17 protein-coding genes are annotated in these 14,396 nt (G+C 54.6%); 5 read left to right on the forward strand and 12 right to left on the reverse strand.

Features of this window, described 5'->3' with window-relative positions; all coding sequences use genetic code 11:
- Genes mltC through mutY form a run of 3 tightly spaced genes read right to left on the reverse strand, consistent with a single transcriptional unit; the run spans position 1 to position 2,492 of the window.
- Positions 1-1,080: a membrane-bound lytic murein transglycosylase MltC gene (gene mltC, locus Q3H59_RS03890; protein ID WP_192236401.1), complete on the reverse strand. Its 1,080-nt coding sequence runs from the start codon at positions 1,078-1,080 to the stop codon at positions 1-3.
- 54 nt (positions 1,081-1,134) lie between these two features.
- Positions 1,135-1,407, reverse strand: coding sequence for an oxidative damage protection protein (locus tag Q3H59_RS03895; RefSeq protein WP_007890330.1), 273 nt, complete (start codon positions 1,405-1,407; stop codon positions 1,135-1,137).
- Positions 1,407-2,492, reverse strand: a complete 1,086-nt coding sequence (mutY, locus tag Q3H59_RS03900; protein ID WP_309833357.1) for an A/G-specific adenine glycosylase — start codon at positions 2,490-2,492, stop codon at positions 1,407-1,409. Before mutY ends, Q3H59_RS03895 begins: the two co-directional genes overlap by 1 nt.
- A gap of 154 nt (positions 2,493-2,646) precedes the next feature.
- Here mutY and trmB point away from each other — a divergent pair, with 154 nt between their 5' ends.
- The 4 genes from trmB (at position 2,647) to Q3H59_RS03920 (ending at position 6,504) form a co-directional block, all read left to right on the forward strand.
- The gene (trmB, locus tag Q3H59_RS03905) at positions 2,647-3,366 is read left to right on the forward strand and encodes a tRNA (guanosine(46)-N7)-methyltransferase TrmB (RefSeq protein ID WP_008107230.1); all 720 of its coding nucleotides are present in this window, start codon (positions 2,647-2,649) and stop codon (positions 3,364-3,366) included.
- Entirely contained in the window at positions 3,366-3,692 is a 327-nt protein-coding gene (locus Q3H59_RS03910) for a YggL family protein (RefSeq protein ID WP_008107231.1), read from the forward strand. Before trmB ends, Q3H59_RS03910 begins: the two co-directional genes overlap by 1 nt.
- A gap of 157 nt (positions 3,693-3,849) precedes the next feature.
- Positions 3,850-4,566: a DUF2884 domain-containing protein gene (locus Q3H59_RS03915; RefSeq protein ID WP_309833362.1), complete on the forward strand. Its 717-nt coding sequence runs from the start codon at positions 3,850-3,852 to the stop codon at positions 4,564-4,566.
- 174 nt (positions 4,567-4,740) lie between these two features.
- Complete coding sequence (locus Q3H59_RS03920; protein WP_309833363.1) at positions 4,741-6,504, forward strand: Ig-like domain-containing protein; 1,764 nt, start codon at positions 4,741-4,743, stop codon at positions 6,502-6,504.
- A 40-nt stretch (positions 6,505-6,544) separates the two neighbouring features.
- Here the strand turns inward: Q3H59_RS03920 and hemW are convergent, their stop codons facing one another.
- The 4 genes from hemW to Q3H59_RS03940 are packed head-to-tail and all read right to left on the reverse strand — an operon-like array spanning position 6,545 to position 9,577.
- Entirely contained in the window at positions 6,545-7,696 is a 1,152-nt protein-coding gene (gene hemW / locus Q3H59_RS03925) for a radical SAM family heme chaperone HemW (RefSeq protein ID WP_192236408.1), read from the reverse strand.
- Entirely contained in the window at positions 7,689-8,282 is a 594-nt protein-coding gene (locus tag Q3H59_RS03930) for an XTP/dITP diphosphatase (protein ID WP_110868025.1), read from the reverse strand. The genes hemW and Q3H59_RS03930 overlap by 8 nt, the downstream gene beginning before the upstream one ends.
- Positions 8,283-8,302: 20 nt before the next feature.
- Positions 8,303-8,857, reverse strand: coding sequence for a YggT family protein (locus tag Q3H59_RS03935; RefSeq protein WP_008107240.1), 555 nt, complete (start codon positions 8,855-8,857; stop codon positions 8,303-8,305).
- Positions 8,858-8,869: 12 nt separating this feature from the next.
- The gene (locus Q3H59_RS03940; RefSeq protein ID WP_101761905.1) at positions 8,870-9,577 is read right to left on the reverse strand and encodes a YggS family pyridoxal phosphate-dependent enzyme; all 708 of its coding nucleotides are present in this window, start codon (positions 9,575-9,577) and stop codon (positions 8,870-8,872) included.
- 16 nt (positions 9,578-9,593) lie between these two features.
- On the opposite strand from Q3H59_RS03940, the gene Q3H59_RS03945 reads away from it, so the two are divergent.
- Positions 9,594-10,586 (forward strand): type IV pilus twitching motility protein PilT, encoded by a 993-nt coding sequence (locus Q3H59_RS03945; RefSeq protein ID WP_271461060.1) that lies wholly within the window; start codon positions 9,594-9,596, stop codon positions 10,584-10,586.
- Positions 10,587-10,730: 144 nt separating this feature from the next.
- Here Q3H59_RS03945 and ruvX read toward each other — a convergent pair whose 3' ends face one another.
- The 5 genes from ruvX to endA all read right to left on the reverse strand — a co-directional run bounded on the left by ruvX (position 10,731) and on the right by endA (position 14,327).
- A complete protein-coding gene (gene ruvX, locus Q3H59_RS03950) occupies positions 10,731-11,147 on the reverse strand; it encodes a Holliday junction resolvase RuvX (RefSeq protein ID WP_101761907.1) in 417 nt (138 codons plus the stop codon).
- Complete coding sequence (locus Q3H59_RS03955) at positions 11,147-11,710, reverse strand: YqgE/AlgH family protein (protein WP_137386422.1); 564 nt, start codon at positions 11,708-11,710, stop codon at positions 11,147-11,149. The genes ruvX and Q3H59_RS03955 overlap by 1 nt, the downstream gene beginning before the upstream one ends.
- Before the next feature lie 82 nt (positions 11,711-11,792).
- Entirely contained in the window at positions 11,793-12,737 is a 945-nt protein-coding gene (gshB, locus tag Q3H59_RS03960) for a glutathione synthase (RefSeq protein ID WP_101761909.1), read from the reverse strand.
- Between the two features lie 77 nt (positions 12,738-12,814).
- Positions 12,815-13,546, reverse strand: coding sequence for a 16S rRNA (uracil(1498)-N(3))-methyltransferase (gene rsmE / locus Q3H59_RS03965; protein ID WP_192412065.1), 732 nt, complete (start codon positions 13,544-13,546; stop codon positions 12,815-12,817).
- A gap of 73 nt (positions 13,547-13,619) precedes the next feature.
- A complete protein-coding gene (endA, locus tag Q3H59_RS03970; protein WP_277974073.1) occupies positions 13,620-14,327 on the reverse strand; it encodes a deoxyribonuclease I in 708 nt (235 codons plus the stop codon).
- Positions 14,328-14,396: the final 69 nt, after the last annotated feature.

A 14,396-nucleotide genomic window follows, 5' to 3' on the forward strand; every position in this document is an offset into this window, starting at 1 on the left:
TTAAAATCGTCGATAACTGCGCTGCGCCTGGCTCACTTTATACAGATAACGCCGTGATTCTGCCGATGGATGGTTGGTGGTCAGCGTCTGGTAAACTTCCGTCGGCGACATACTATTTATTGACGAGAACGCGCGATCCTTATCGCTGGAGAACACGCGTAGCACGCTGCCCGCGCCGCCGTTGTACGCCGTAATCACCGCATAACGCCGTGATGTCGGATCCTGAATCCCACCTAAATAACTTCTCTGCAGCAGCGACAAATACGCGGTGCCCGCATCAATATTATTCTCAGGATCAAGCAGATAGCTGCGGCTCGGTTTGCCACCTTTGCCCTTCATACGGAACACATCGACACCGGCGGTATGCTGCACCACCTGCATTAACCCCAGCGCATCAGCGTGGCTCACCGCATACGGGTTGAAGCTCGATTCAATCTGCATAATCGCCAGAATCAGTGACGCATCCACGCCATATTGTTCAGCGGCTTTACGCACCATTGGCAGATATTTGTGCGCACGTTTGTCGAGGTGGTTTGGCACCATCGGAATGGTAACCGACCAGATGACGTGCAATCCGGAGGTGCGTTTCTGCAGTTTGTTTTGAATCAGATAATCAGCAAAGCTGCCGGCGCGGCCCTGCCAGCGGATCGGCTGGCCGGTATTATCCAGCACCTGGCCGTACAGCAGCGGCTCTTTACTGATTTGAATATCGTTGGCATCGGAGTAGAGATCGACATTGCCCGGATCTTCGCCAATCAACAGCGTGGTGATGATCGCCTGACGCAGGCTGGCCATCGGATCGGTGCCGGAAATGGTCTCAATGGTGATACTACCGCTGTCAAAGTTGATGTGACTGCGGGTGTAATAGCCGTCGCTATATTTGACGTAATCTTTCGGTCCGGCGATCAGAACTTCATTGATTCCCCAAATGTTTTCAATATTGTGGGCAAACTGGCCCATCAAAATATCGAAACCGTTGGTGTCCTTGACCCACTCTTCATGAAACTGCGATTTTTTTTGTCCGGAGCAGGAGACCAAAAGTGGTGCAATCACCAAGAGCGCTATCAGTTTTTTATTCATTGTTAATGCGTGCCTGAATCGAAAAAGAGGGCCTCAAAGGGAAGCCCTGAACGGTTATTTTTCTGGCGGGGTGTAACCTTCAATGTGCACATCTTTGCCTTCGAACAGGAAATTGATCATCTCCTTCTCCAGCACTTTGCGATCTTCCGGGTTCATCATGCTCAATTTCTTCTCATTGATCAGCATGGTTTGCTTGGACATCCACTGCTGCCAGGCCTCTTTTGAGATCTCATTAAAGATGCGCTTACCCAATTCGCCAGGATAGAGCTGAAAGTCCTGACCTTCAGCATCGCGTTGCAGATAAGTACAAAAAATGGTGCGGCTCATTACTCTTCCTCTTCGGTCACGTCTGCTCGACGCGTAAGCTGCTGGGGATGGCGCAATTCATGCAGCAAGCGCTCAACCGGCGCCGCCAAACCCACTGACGGTGGTTGCGCTAAGTTATACCAGAGACCGCCCGCTTCATCCATCAGCGACCCAGCGGAAGGCTTTGCGAGCCACATAGGCACAATGTCTAAGTGGAAATGGCTAAAGGTGTGGCGGAATGCGGTGAGCTGCTGCGGTTTAACATGAATGCCGCGCTCAATTAGCCAGTCAGTTAGCGCTTGCTCACTTGTAAACTGCGGGAAGCAGAACAGTCCGCCCCACAGGCCAACCGGCGGGCGCTGCTCTAACCACACGTCATCGCCATCCTGCATCATCAGCATCCAGCCGCTACGTTCTGGCAAGGTCTGTTTGGGTTTCTTACCGGGATACTCCGCCCAGCTGTTGTTGGCATAAGCAACGCATCTGCTATTAAGCGGGCAGATTTCGCATTTAGGGCGTGAGCGAGTACATACTAATGCGCCAAGGTCCATCATCGCCTGATTGAACTGGCTGACGCCTGCCGCTGGCGTCACTTCTTCGCTGATCTGCCATAGCCGTTTTTCAACGTCCTTTTTACCCGGCCAGCCGCCCACCGCGTAGCAGCGCGCCAGCACGCGTTTTACGTTGCCATCCAGAATTGGGAAGTGCAGACCGAGCGACAGCGATAACACCGCGCCCGCGGTAGAACGGCCAATGCCCGGCAGCGCCGCGACATCGTCGAAGTTTCGCGGGAACTCGCCGCCGTGCTTCTCCACCACCTGTTTCGCGGCTTTGTGCAGATTGCGCGCGCGCGCGTAATAGCCGAGACCGGTCCACAGATGCAGCACTTCGTCCAGCGGTGCCGCTGCCAGATCGGCCACCGTCGGGAAGCGCGCCATAAAGCGTTCAAAATAAGGAATGACGGTAGCAACCTGGGTTTGCTGCAGCATCACTTCAGAGAGCCATACCTTGTACGGCGTTTTCTCCTGCTGCCACGGCAGGGTTTTGCGACCAAAGCGCTGATACCAATCCAGCACTTGTTGCGCGAACGTCGGCCCTTGCATCATAAGAAGGAAATTTTCCGTGTTTACTCTACAATCAGGCAGGAATTCCAGCACAGAGACCTCAGGGTGTAAACCGGAACATTGCAAAGGCTTGCTTCTGCTTCCTAACTTTGCATAATGCCCGTTTCCCAGAACAGGCTAACCAGCAGGCTTCAACATGATTAATGACGTCATCACCCCAGAATTTGATGAGAACGGGCGGCCATTACGCCGTATCCGCAGTTTTGTGCGCCGTCAGGGGCGCTTAACGAAAGGACAGCAGCTCGCGCTCGATAATTTATGGCCGGAGATGGGCGTGGAGTTCCAGCAGGAGCCGCTGGATCTGGTGACGCTGTTTGGCCGTGACGCGCCGGTAGTGCTGGAGATCGGTTTCGGCATGGGCGCCTCGCTGGTGACCATGGCGCAGAACAATCCACATCAGAATTTCCTTGGCCTGGAAGTGCATGCGCCGGGCGTGGGTGCTTGCCTGGCGTCGGCGAAGGAAGCGGGCGTGGAGAACCTGCGCGTAATGTGTCACGACGCGGTAGAAGTGCTGCAGAAGATGATTCCGGATAACTCGCTGCGCATGGTGCAGCTGTTCTTCCCGGATCCGTGGCACAAAGCGCGCCATAACAAACGTCGCATCGTACAGGTGCCGTTTGCTGAGCTGGTGATGCGCAAATTGAAGCTGGGCGGCGTGTTCCATATGGCGACCGATTGGGAAGCCTACGCCGAACATATGTTGGAAGTGATGAGCAGCATCGACGGATATAAAAATCAGTCGGAAAGTAACAATTACGTGCCGCGTCCTGAAACGCGTCCGTTAACCAAGTTTGAGCAGCGCGGGCAGCGACTGGGCCATGGCGTGTGGGATCTGATGTTTGAGAGGGTGAAATAATGGCCGTACAGCGTAGCCGTCGTTTGCGTAAAAAACTGCATATTGATGAGTTTCAGGAATTAGGCTTCTCCGTCGCCTGGCGTTTCGCCGAAGGCACCACCGAGGAGCAAATCGACGCCACTGTTGATCAGTTCATTAATGAAGTGATTGCGCCGAACGGTCTGGCGTATGACGGCAGCGGTTATCTGGTGTGGGAAGGTCTGGTGTGCTTGCAGGAAACCGGCAAATGCACCGACGAGCATCGCGAGCTGGTGCGCAAGTGGCTGGAAGCTCATAACCTGACGGATGTGCAGGTGACTGAACTCTTCGACGTTTGGTGGGACTAAAGATCGTATCGGGCTAGCTTACTTGCCCTTTTTGCACCGGGCAGTGCTCGCATTCCTCACGTACTTATGTACGCTCCGGATGCTGCGCGCTGGCCGCCACAAAAATGGCTGCGACGCTCAACGCCCGACCTTTCAGCGCGTAAAAAAGGGAGATTTCATGGTTCGTAAGGTACTTATCGCCGCGCTGCTGCTGGCGGCAACTCAGGCTCAGGCTGCATACGAATGCAGCGTCAAGCCACAGGATGATGTGATCATTAAACCGCAGAGCGTGCAGGTGGTGGGAACCAACGGCAACCTCGAAATCACTCCGCAGGGTGACATGCAGTTTAATGGCCAGAAGGTCAACGTTGATAACGCCGCGCGCCAGAAAGCCATCGACTACCAGACCGCGCTGCGTCGCGATTTGCCGTGGATCGATAGCGGCGCAACCTCGCGTCTGGAACGCAGCCGCGTGGCGCTGGATAAAGTGATTGTCGACAAGCTCGGCGCGAACAGCAATGTGCGTAACCGTCTTACTAAACTGGATGGCCAGCTCAAGCAGCAAATGAACCGCATTATTGAGCATCGTCCAGACGGACTGACGTTCCATCATCAGGCTATCGATCAGGTGCGCGCGGAAGGCGAGAAGCTGGTGCAGAGCACGCTAGGCGGCATCATGCAGGATAGTCTCAACGAAATGGGCAGCAGCCAGGCGGCGAGTGGCAGCAATCCACTGCAGGCCATTATGGGCAACCTTGGCGGTTTACAACAGTCGGTACAGGCGGAGTGGAACAAGCAGGAGCAGGATTTCCAGAACTTTGGCCACGAAGTATGCAACCGCGTAACCGTGCTGGAAGAGCAGCGCAAAGGACTGATGCAGAACGTTAAAAGCTAATGATTTGCTTCAGCTAACAAAGCCAGCCCAATCGGCTGGCTTTTTGCTTTTAAGATGCACTGCATTTAAGAACCTTAGATTCGGGACGAATCTGATAACCGTAAAAACACCAAAATAATAAAGATGAAAGTGAGTTAGCAACTCATTGAAATTATTTATTTTTAAGGAGTTTTTATGTTATTTTTTAACGCCTCTGCTTCCAGTAATACCCCTTCACCTCACACCGTGCATATTCAATCCGACTGGTATAACGATGCGCAGAAGCGATGGGAAGGCAGTGCGCATTCGCCAGATACCGTTGCAGTCATCATCATGGTCAATGGTAAAAACCCAATAAGTGTGCCAGTGAGTGGCGGCCGTTTTTCCTGGACGCCTTCTCAACCGTTGCCTGACGGTGAACATGTGCTGACCTTTGTTGCCGTTGATCGCGCTAATAACCAAAGTGATATCGTTTCGGTCAATTACAACATCGATACAATCGCGCCAGACAAGCCGCAAATTACTGCAATCGAAGACTATACCGCGGGTGGAATACATAACGGCAATAGCATTAAGCGACATGGTTACACCAATGACGCAAATCCTGTCGTGCGTGGCGAGGCAGAAGCAAATAGCCTGGTATACATCTACAACAAAAACAGCAAAACGCCCCTGGCTTCGGTAACCGCTAATCAGCATGGCAAATGGGAGGTGGAAGTGAACCTGCCTAACGACGGTGCATATGAGTTGAGTGCCGTGGCAGAAGACCGGGCAAATAATCGCAGCCAGCCGTCGCTAAAATGGCCATTTCAGCTTGATACCGAGAAACCAGATAGCGCCACCATCAATTACTTTGAGGATGATGTTGGTTTGTATCGCGGACAGTTTGATCTCATCCGGGCTACTGACGATCGCCGCCCTGAGCTGTACGGCACTGGCGACCCTAATGAATATGTACGCGTTCAATACGCCAGCAAAAACGGCAATTGGGTAACAACCGCGACCGTTGCGGTAGACAGTGATGGCACCTGGCTGTGGACTCCACCGCAAAATCTCTCCGATGGCGAATGGAATTTTCGCGTACGTAACATTGATCATGCTGGCAACGTCAGTAAATGGAGCAGCACCGTCACGCTGCTGATTGATACCACAACCATTCAGCCCCTCATTATGCAGGTGTTCGATGATAGGGGACCGATTGAATCGGTATTGCCAGGGCAAAATACCGACGATGCACGTCTGGATTTTATCGGTAAGGCCGAAGTTAACAGCCTGGTGATTTTGTATCAGGATGGTACGGCGGTGGGATCGGCTTATGCAAATAGTCAGGGTGACTGGAGAATGACTCCGCAGCAAGATATGCGTGCAGGGCTGAATAATTTTGGTGTGAAGGCGATAGATGAAGCAGGGAATGAAAGTTCCTACTCTGCAAATTATCCGGTGAGATTCATCCCGTCACCCCAATATCAAGCCAATTATGAAAGTGAATCAAGAGATGATGGGAATGGGACGAGCTATTTGCCCATCCCAGGAGAACGCCACATTTATGATGTCGCGAGCTGGTTAAATACGTACCCGTCTCATTATCTGGTGAAAGCGGCAAATATTATTTTTTCGGGTGAAAACCAGATAATTGATTTTGCTGCGCTAAGTGCACGTGTGGAAGGTTTGCAGAAAATAGATATAAGTGGCAAAGGTAATAATCTGCTTAATCTCGATCTGCACTCGTTACTGAATGAAGGCGGTGAGGGGCTATTTATTAACGACGATAGTCAGCAATTGATGATTGATGGCGACATGGGCGACCGCATCACGCTTGATCGCACGCAATTCAGCGACGGCTGGTTAACTTCGCAGAATAAAGTCCAGATCGGCGGGGAAAACTGGACACTGTTAACCAATAGCCAGGCGCATTACACACTGTTAGTGAATCAGGAAATTGAAATTACTTACGGCTAATACGCAAAAAAGATGCCCGGTATAAGCCGGGCATTTTTCATTACTCTTCCGTCAGGAACAGTTCCAGCAGCGAGTTCAGGAACAGTTTGCCTTTCTCAGTGATCTGCCAGCTCTCCGTGGTTTCCTCCACGTATCCTGCACTTATCGCCGCATCGATTTGCGGGCGAATCACCTGCTCATCCATGCCGGTATAGCGGCGGAAATCGGCGCGCGGTGCGGCTTCCAGCAGACGAAAACGGTTCATAAAGAACTCGAACGGCTTGTCGTTCTCGGCCACGTCGTGCTGCTTATCGAGATAGTTGCCTTTCATAAAGCCGCGCGGATGACGGGTTTTCACCGTGCGCACGATGCGACCATCGGCTTGCGTCAGCTTACCGTGGGCACCACAGCCAATGCCGAGGTAATCCCCGAAGCGCCAATAGTTGAGATTGTGCTCGCAGCGATAACCCGGTTTGGCATACGCCGAGGTTTCATATTGCTGATAACCTGCGGCGCTCAGCAGTTGATGACCTTGCTCAAAAATATCCCACAGCGCATCGTCATCAGGCAGTTTTGGCGGGCGCGAACCGAATAAGGTGTTCGGCTCAATCGTCAACTGATACCACGATAGATGCGGCGGATTAAGCGCAATCGCCTGGCGCAGATCATCCAGCGCTTCCTCCAGTGACTGATCCGGCAAGCCGTGCATCAGGTCGAGGTTAAAACTGCGCAGGCCTAATCCTTCAGCCAGCTGGGCGGCGCGCACGGCTTCTTCCGGCCCGTGAATGCGGCCTAAACGCGCCAGCTTCTGTGGGCTGAAACTCTGCACGCCAATCGAAATACGGTTGATGCCGGCTTTCTGGTAGGCGCTAAAGCGATCGGCTTCAACGGTGCCTGGATTAGCTTCCATGGTGATTTCCGCATCGGCCGCCAGCGGCAAACGCGCACGCACGCCGTCCATCAGCATCTGCATCGCATTGCTGCTCAACAGGCTTGGCGTGCCGCCGCCGATGAAAATCGTGCGCACTTCACGGCCGCCGGTCAGCGGTAAATCCTGTTCGAGATCGTTGAGCAGGTGCTGCACATACTCAATGTGCGGCACCTCGCCTTTTAACGCGTGAGAGTTGAAATCACAGTACGGACACTTCTGCACGCACCACGGAATATGGATGTACAGGCTTAATGGCGGCAACGTAGGTGAAAACTCAGGCATTGCGCATCGCTTCCAGCAGCAGCGTCAATGCTTTACCACGGTGAGAGACGGCGCGCTTTTCGTCTTTACTCAGCTCTGCCGCCGTTTTACCCAATTCAGGGACATAAAAGATGGGATCGTAACCAAAACCGCCTGCGCCCGCTGCCGCGCGGGTGATTTCCCCAGCCCAGCTACCGTGGAACACCAGCGGCGTGGGATCGGCAGCGTGACGCAGGTAAACCAGCACGCAGTGGAACTGAGCCTGACGTTTGCCATCCGGCACGTTTTCCAATGCCACCAGCAGCTTATCCAGATTCTGCTGGTCGCTGGCATCAACGCCCGCATAGCGCGCGGAGTAGATCCCCGGCGCGCCGCCCAGCGCATTGACCGCCAGACCGGAATCGTCGGCAATCGCCGGTAAACCGGTAATCTCAGCCGCATGACGCGCCTTCAGGATGGCGTTTTCGATGAAGGTCAGGCCGGTTTCTTCCGCCGACTCAACGCCGAGTTCGGTTTGCGCCACGATATCAAGTCCGAAGGCCGCTAACAGATCGGCCAGTTCGCGGACTTTGCCGGGATTTCCGGTCGCGAGTACAACTTTTTGCATAACAGTTCCAGATAGACGAATTACAGCAAATACCAGAGACCTGGGAACAGGTCCATGCCGAGGAAATTCAGCGCGTACAGCACCAGAATCACAATCATGGCAGAGAAATCGATACCGCCCATCGCCGGCAGAATACGGCGAATCGGTGACATCAGCGGTTCAGTCAGCTGCATCAGAACCTGATCCACCGGGCCGCGACCCTGGCTGATCCAGCTCATCAGCGAACGAATGATGATCACCCAGAACACCAGATAACCGGCGGACTTCACCAGCGACAGCAGGCCAACCAGCAGGTTGGTGGGATCAACGGAGAACACGCCGACCTGAATCAGCAGCAGGATCGGATATTTCAGCGTGGTCAGTACAAAGGCAAGCAGCAGCGATGCGGTATCAATCGGGCCAATGGCCGGGATGACACGGCGCAGCGGCTTGATAATCGGTTGGGTGATCTTCACGACAAACTGCGCCAGCGGGTTGTAGAAGTCACAGCGCGACCACTGCATCCAGATGCGCAGCAGCAGCACCATCACGTACAAATCGATCAGCGTTTTGACTAAAAACGTCAGTGTTAACATGAGGTTCCTCAATTATTGTTGTGAAGGTCGCGCATAATCCCGCGCGCCAAAAACGGCGGTGCCAATACGCACCATGGTGCTGCCCGCGGCGATTGCCGCGTCCATATCGTCGCTCATTCCCAGAGAAAGCGTATCGACGTCAGGATAGTCCTGTTTTAAGGTTTGAAACGCGGCGGCCATCTGCTGACACACCGCCAGTTGCCGTGCGTATTCTGACTCTGGCGCCGGAATCGCCATCAGCCCACGCAAGCGCAAATTCGGCAGTGCGGCGATCTGCTGCGCCAGCTCCGGCAACGCCTCCAGCATGATGCCAGATTTGCTGTTCTCGTCACTGATATTTACCTGAATTAACACGTTGAGCGGCGGCAACGACGCCGGGCGCTGATCGTTCAGACGCTGCGCGATGCGCTGGCGGTCCACGGTGTGGCACCAGGCGAAGTTTTCCGCCACCAGACGGCTTTTATTGGATTGCAGCGGGCCGATAAAGTGCCATTGCAAATCAGGATGTGCGGCCAGCTCAGCCACTTTTTCAACCCCTTCCTGCACGTAATTCTCACCGAACGCGTGTTGTCCAGCGGCAATGGCTTCTGCGACCGCGCTCGCAGGTTTGGTTTTGCTCACTGCAAGCAGCGTAATTTCTTCTGGCGCGCGGCCGCAACGTGCGGCGGCGGCGGCGATACGCTCACGCACTTGCTGTAAGTTGTGCTCAATGGAAGTCATAGTCAGGAGAAGCTAAATGGAGTTGGATGAAATAGTGGCCCTTAGTGTAAAGCATAACGCCGCCGATCTGCACCTTTGCAGCGGACATTTGCCGCACTGGCGGCGACAAGGCGTGCTGGAGCCGATTCCGCAGCAGAGCGCGCTGGATGGCGGCTGGCTGGAAGTCTTTATGCAGCAGTGGCTAACGACGTCGCAGCAGGCCGAGCTGGAGGAGAACGGCCACGTTGACTTCGCTATTACGCTTGCCAGCGGCATACGGCTGCGCGCCAACCTGTTTATGCAGCGTCACGGCTTATCGCTGGCGCTGCGGCTGATTGCCAGCCAGGCGCCCGATCTCAGCAGCCTGCATCTGCCCGAGGTGGTGAGCCAGCTATTACAGCTGGAAGAGGGGCTGATTTTAATTACCGGCGCCACCGGCAGCGGCAAATCCACCACGCTGGCGGCGATGGTGGATTGTCTGAATCGTCAGCAGGCGCGGCACATTCTGACGCTGGAAGATCCGATTGAGTTTGTGCATCGCAGCCAGCGCTCGCTGATTCAACAGCGCGAAGTAGGTGCGCACTGTGCCTCGTTTCAACACGGGCTGAAAGCCGCGCTGCGTGAAGATCCTGATGTGATTCTGCTCGGCGAACTGCGCGACAGCGAAACCATCCGCCTGGCGCTCACTGCAGCAGAAACCGGGCATCTGGTGCTGGCCACGCTCCATACGCGCGGCGCAACCCAGGCGGTTGATCGGCTGGTGGATGTCTTTCCCGCTGAGGAGAAAAACCTGGTGCGCACTCAATTAGCGGGCAGCCTGAAAGCGGTGCTGGCGCAACGTTTAGTGCCGGCAAAAGCGGGCGGGCGCATCGGCTTGTTTGAAGTGTTGGTGGCGACGCCGGCGGTGGCGAACCTGATCCGCGAAGGCAAGATGCATCAGTTGCCTGGCGTTTTGCAAACCGGCGCGCAGGCGGGCATGCAAACCTTTGCGCAGAGCGAGCAGGGGCGTCAGGCGGCGGGGATGATTTGAAGAGAGCCAGATAGGCGCTCAAAGGCGGAAAACCAACCCATTGTAGCGGCGCGATTCATCGCGCATATTTATGCCGCTGCCCTGCTCATCCGTGGCAATGCGCAATAAATGCGCCGCTACGCCATGTGCCAGTTCTGGATGGCTTTAATGCGTATCAAACCAATCTTCGAGGATAATCACCGCGGATTGGGAATCAACCTGGCCTTTCTGCAACGCGCGAAAGCCGCCGCGTTCAAACAGATCGGCACGCGCTTCAACGGTGCTCAGGCGCTCGTCCTGCAGCTCGACGCGTACGCCAAAACGACCATGCAGGCGATTGGCGAACTTACGTGCGCGCGCAGTAAGTTCCTGTTCGGTGCCATCCATATTCAGCGGCAAGCCCACCACCACATAATTGGGCTGCCACTCTTTCAGCAGCTTTTCGATCAGCTTCCAGTCCGGCGTGCCATCCTGCGCTTTTAGCGCCGTCAACGCGCGCGCGGTGCCCGTTAATTGCTGACCGACAGCAACGCCGATGCTTTTGGTGCCGAAATCGAAGCCCAGTAAAGTTTCACTGGCCATCAGGCGTGCCCTGCATCGGTGGCAATGTTGTGAATATCGACGCCCAAACCGCGTGCCGCTTCACGCCAGCGTTCAGCGATGGGCGTCTGGAACAGAATATTGGTGTTAGCGGGCGAGGTGAGCCAGGCATTCTCCAGCAACTCCTCTTCCAGCTGACCTTTCTCCCAGGCGCAATAACCCAGCGCCACCAGCACGTTATCGGGCTGTGAAGTGGTGCCGATCGCTTCCAGCACATCACGTGAGGTGGTGATTACCGTGGTGTCTGAAATACGAATGCTCGAGGAGTAAATGCGCTGCGCCGAGTGCAGGATGAAACCACGATCTTCCGCCAGCGGACCACCGGCAAACACTGGCTTGTCCAGTTTGATGGCAGGATCGCGTTCGGATGCACTAATTTTAAGCTTTTTAAGGATGCCTTCGACCGTCAGGTTGTCCATTGGCTTATTAACGATCAAACCCATGGCGCCATCTTCATTGTGCTCGCAGATATAGACTACCGAGCGTTTGAACAGTGGGTCCTGCAGCGACGGCATCGCAATTAGAAAATGATGCTGTAAATTCATTATCACTCGTATACCAAAAATAACCGGCGCAGCCGCGGCAGCGCCGGTTTTGGGTGTTCACGGAGTGGAGACTCCGACGGCATCAGCCCAGGCGTTTCTCAATGGCATCCATCAGCATGCCAGTGATCGATATCGGGAACGCGGCCTCGATTTCACGTACGCAGGTTGGGCTGGTCACGTTAACTTCAGTCAGTTTATCACCGATAATATCCAGGCCGACAAAAATCAGCCCTTTGGCTTTCAGCGTTGGGCCAACGCGACGCGCAATTTCCCAGTCGCTGTCGCTCAGCGGACGCGCTTCACCACGGCCACCGGCTGCCAGATTACCGCGCGTTTCGCCGCCTTGCGGAATGCGCGCCAGGCAGTAAGGCACAGGTTCGCCATCCACCACCAACACGCGTTTGTCGCCGTCTTTGATCGCCGGCAGATAGTTCTGCGCCATGCAGAAGTACTGACCGTGATTAGTCAGGGTTTCGGTGATCACGCCGAAGTTGGGATCGTCCTGTTTCACGCGGAAGATCGAGGCGCCGCCCATGCCGTCCAGCGGCTTAAGGATCACGTCGCCATGCTCCTGCCAGAAGGCGCGCAGCTGCTCTTTATTACGCGTGACCAGCGTATCTGGCGTCAGGTCGGCGAACCATGCGGTATACAGCTTCTCGTTGCAGTCGCGCAGGCTCTGCGGTTTGTTCACGATCAGCGTACCTTGCTCTTCTGCGCGTTCCAGCAGGTATGTGGCATAGATAAATTCGGTGTCGAACGGCGGATCTTTACGCATCAGCACCACGTTAAGATCGGCCAGCGGGATATTCTGCTCGCTGCCAAACGTGTACCAGTTGTCGTAGTTCTGCTCAACGCTCAGCAGACGCGTGCGCGCGTAAGTCACACCGCCGCGCAGGGAGAGATCGCCCATCTCCATGTAATGAATTTCGTAACCACGGCGCTGTGCTTCCAGCAACATGGCGAAGCTGGTGTCTTTTTTAATATTGATGGACGAAATCGGGTCCATAACGATGCCAAGCTTAATCATTATTCTCTCCTAAATGGGGAAGCATTTACCCCGAAAGCGTTGTGCTGTGAAGTTACGTTCGAACCCGAAAGTATCGCTTAACCGAGGTCACCAAACCTCACCTGAAGTGCCGTAATGGCGGTGAGTGCGGTGGTTTCGGTGCGCAACACGCGGGGTCCAAGCAGAATATCGGTAAAACCCTGCTGCGCGGTCATGGCAATTTCATCGGCGGTTAAGCCACCTTCCGGCCCAATCAGCAAGCGCAGGCGCTCTACCGGCTGCGGCAGCGTGTTGATGCTGTGGCTGGCGCGCGGATGCAAATTGAGCTTCAAACCGTCTTCGGCTTCCGCGCACCAGGCTTGCAATGTCATCGGCTCGCGAATTTCCGGCACACGATTACGGCCGCACTGTTCACAGGCGGCAATCGCGATTTTCTGCCATTGCTGAATTTTTTTTGCCAGCCGCTCGGCGTCCAGCTTTACGCCGCAGCGTTCAGAAAACAAGGGCGTAATCACATTCACGCCAAGTTCGATCGATTTCTGGATAGTGAATTCCATTTTTTCACCGCGCGACATCACCTGACCGAGATGTAAATGCAGCGGGGATTCACGGTCATCAGCCTGGCTGGCAAGGACCCTTACTTTTACACGCTTTTTATCAGCCTGGGTGATTTCGGCGCTAAAAGTCAGATTACTGCCATCAAACAGCTCAATTTGCTGACCGGCCGACATGCGCAGCACGCGTCCAACATGGTTAGCGGCATCCTCATCGAGGAAGACTTCACTGTTAACTTCGAGAGATTCGGGATGATAAATGCGAGGTATACGCATGCGGTTCCTGCCAGCGTTATGCCGTGTCAGCGGACACGGCGCAATCGAAAAAAGCTAGTGTAGGGTAGCGCTTTTAGCGCTGGCAAGCCTGCTGTACGTAGGAATTGTGATTTCCCTGCACTTTGGCGATGCGATTGTCGCGCTCACACTCCCAGCTCGTCACCGGATATTGCTTATCCCACGCGGTAAACAGCTGGGTTTGCTGACGCGACAGGCGCAGGTGATATTGGTCGCGCATATAGAAGTAAGTGCGGGCAATGGCGCCACGCGCACGCTCCGGCGGCTGCGCCAGTTTCTGCTTAAAATCGATCTTCATGCTGCATTGACCGTACTGCTGTTCGCCGCCGTTCCATTGGCTGTACTGGAAATTATTACGGTCGCCGTTCACTTCACCAATCGCCGGCTGCAGGTTATGCAGATCGCTCTCAATGCGGCGGTAATCGGCATCTTTGCTGCAGCTTTTGCGGCCGCCGTTTTGCCAGCACTGACGCTGATGGCCGAACTCCCACGCGGGCATCACATGTTCCCACTCAATGCGTTCGGCGCGATTGGCGTTCTTACGCACGCTGTAGCCGCAACTGCTTAGATCCGGTACGCCCTTTTTGCCGTGCCAGCTGATTTTGCAGCCGCAGTAAAAGTCGGCGGGCGCATCTGCGTTGATCTGCGCGGCATAGGCTTTGGCCTGACTAAAATTGTTTTGATGATAGTGAGTGAAACTGAGGCTGTAAGCGCTAAGTGGGGCAACTAACAAGGTAAGTAACAGCAACGTTTTGCGAGACATATTCCAAAAATTAACCTGGTCCTGAAAAAGGGCGGCAGGGTAACAGAATGATGACGCACGGGATATGAG

Source organism: Pantoea sp. SORGH_AS_0659 (genome assembly GCF_031453915.1).
GTDB classification, from domain to species: Bacteria; Pseudomonadota; Gammaproteobacteria; order Enterobacterales; family Enterobacteriaceae; genus Pantoea; species Pantoea leporis.

What these genes read in the sequence shown, in the direction of transcription:
- Q3H59_RS03940 (WP_101761905.1), bottom strand. Translation starts at nt 9,577, where the DNA reads ATGACTTCCATTGAGCACAACTTACAGCAAGTGCGTGAGCGTATCGCC.
- Q3H59_RS03915 (WP_309833362.1), top strand. Translation starts at nt 3,850, where the DNA reads ATGGTTCGTAAGGTACTTATCGCCGCGCTGCTGCTGGCGGCAACTCAG.
- rsmE (WP_192412065.1), bottom strand. Translation starts at nt 13,546, where the DNA reads ATGCGTATACCTCGCATTTATCATCCCGAATCTCTCGAAGTTAACAGT.
- Q3H59_RS03945 (WP_271461060.1), top strand. Translation starts at nt 9,594, where the DNA reads ATGGAGTTGGATGAAATAGTGGCCCTTAGTGTAAAGCATAACGCCGCC.
- mltC (WP_192236401.1), bottom strand. Translation starts at nt 1,080, where the DNA reads ATGAATAAAAAACTGATAGCGCTCTTGGTGATTGCACCACTTTTGGTC.
- ruvX (WP_101761907.1), bottom strand. Translation starts at nt 11,147, where the DNA reads ATGGCCAGTGAAACTTTACTGGGCTTCGATTTCGGCACCAAAAGCATC.
- Q3H59_RS03895 (WP_007890330.1), bottom strand. Translation starts at nt 1,407, where the DNA reads ATGAGCCGCACCATTTTTTGTACTTATCTGCAACGCGATGCTGAAGGT.
- mutY (WP_309833357.1), bottom strand. Translation starts at nt 2,492, where the DNA reads ATGATGCAAGGGCCGACGTTCGCGCAACAAGTGCTGGATTGGTATCAG.
- hemW (WP_192236408.1), bottom strand. Translation starts at nt 7,696, where the DNA reads ATGCCTGAGTTTTCACCTACGTTGCCGCCATTAAGCCTGTACATCCAT.
- Q3H59_RS03910 (WP_008107231.1), top strand. Translation starts at nt 3,366, where the DNA reads ATGGCCGTACAGCGTAGCCGTCGTTTGCGTAAAAAACTGCATATTGAT.
- Q3H59_RS03955 (WP_137386422.1), bottom strand. Translation starts at nt 11,710, where the DNA reads ATGAATTTACAGCATCATTTTCTAATTGCGATGCCGTCGCTGCAGGAC.
- Q3H59_RS03920 (WP_309833363.1), top strand. Translation starts at nt 4,741, where the DNA reads ATGTTATTTTTTAACGCCTCTGCTTCCAGTAATACCCCTTCACCTCAC.
- Q3H59_RS03935 (WP_008107240.1), bottom strand. Translation starts at nt 8,857, where the DNA reads ATGTTAACACTGACGTTTTTAGTCAAAACGCTGATCGATTTGTACGTG.
- trmB (WP_008107230.1), top strand. Translation starts at nt 2,647, where the DNA reads ATGATTAATGACGTCATCACCCCAGAATTTGATGAGAACGGGCGGCCA.
- endA (WP_277974073.1), bottom strand. Translation starts at nt 14,327, where the DNA reads ATGTCTCGCAAAACGTTGCTGTTACTTACCTTGTTAGTTGCCCCACTT.
- gshB (WP_101761909.1), bottom strand. Translation starts at nt 12,737, where the DNA reads ATGATTAAGCTTGGCATCGTTATGGACCCGATTTCGTCCATCAATATT.
- Q3H59_RS03930 (WP_110868025.1), bottom strand. Translation starts at nt 8,282, where the DNA reads ATGCAAAAAGTTGTACTCGCGACCGGAAATCCCGGCAAAGTCCGCGAA.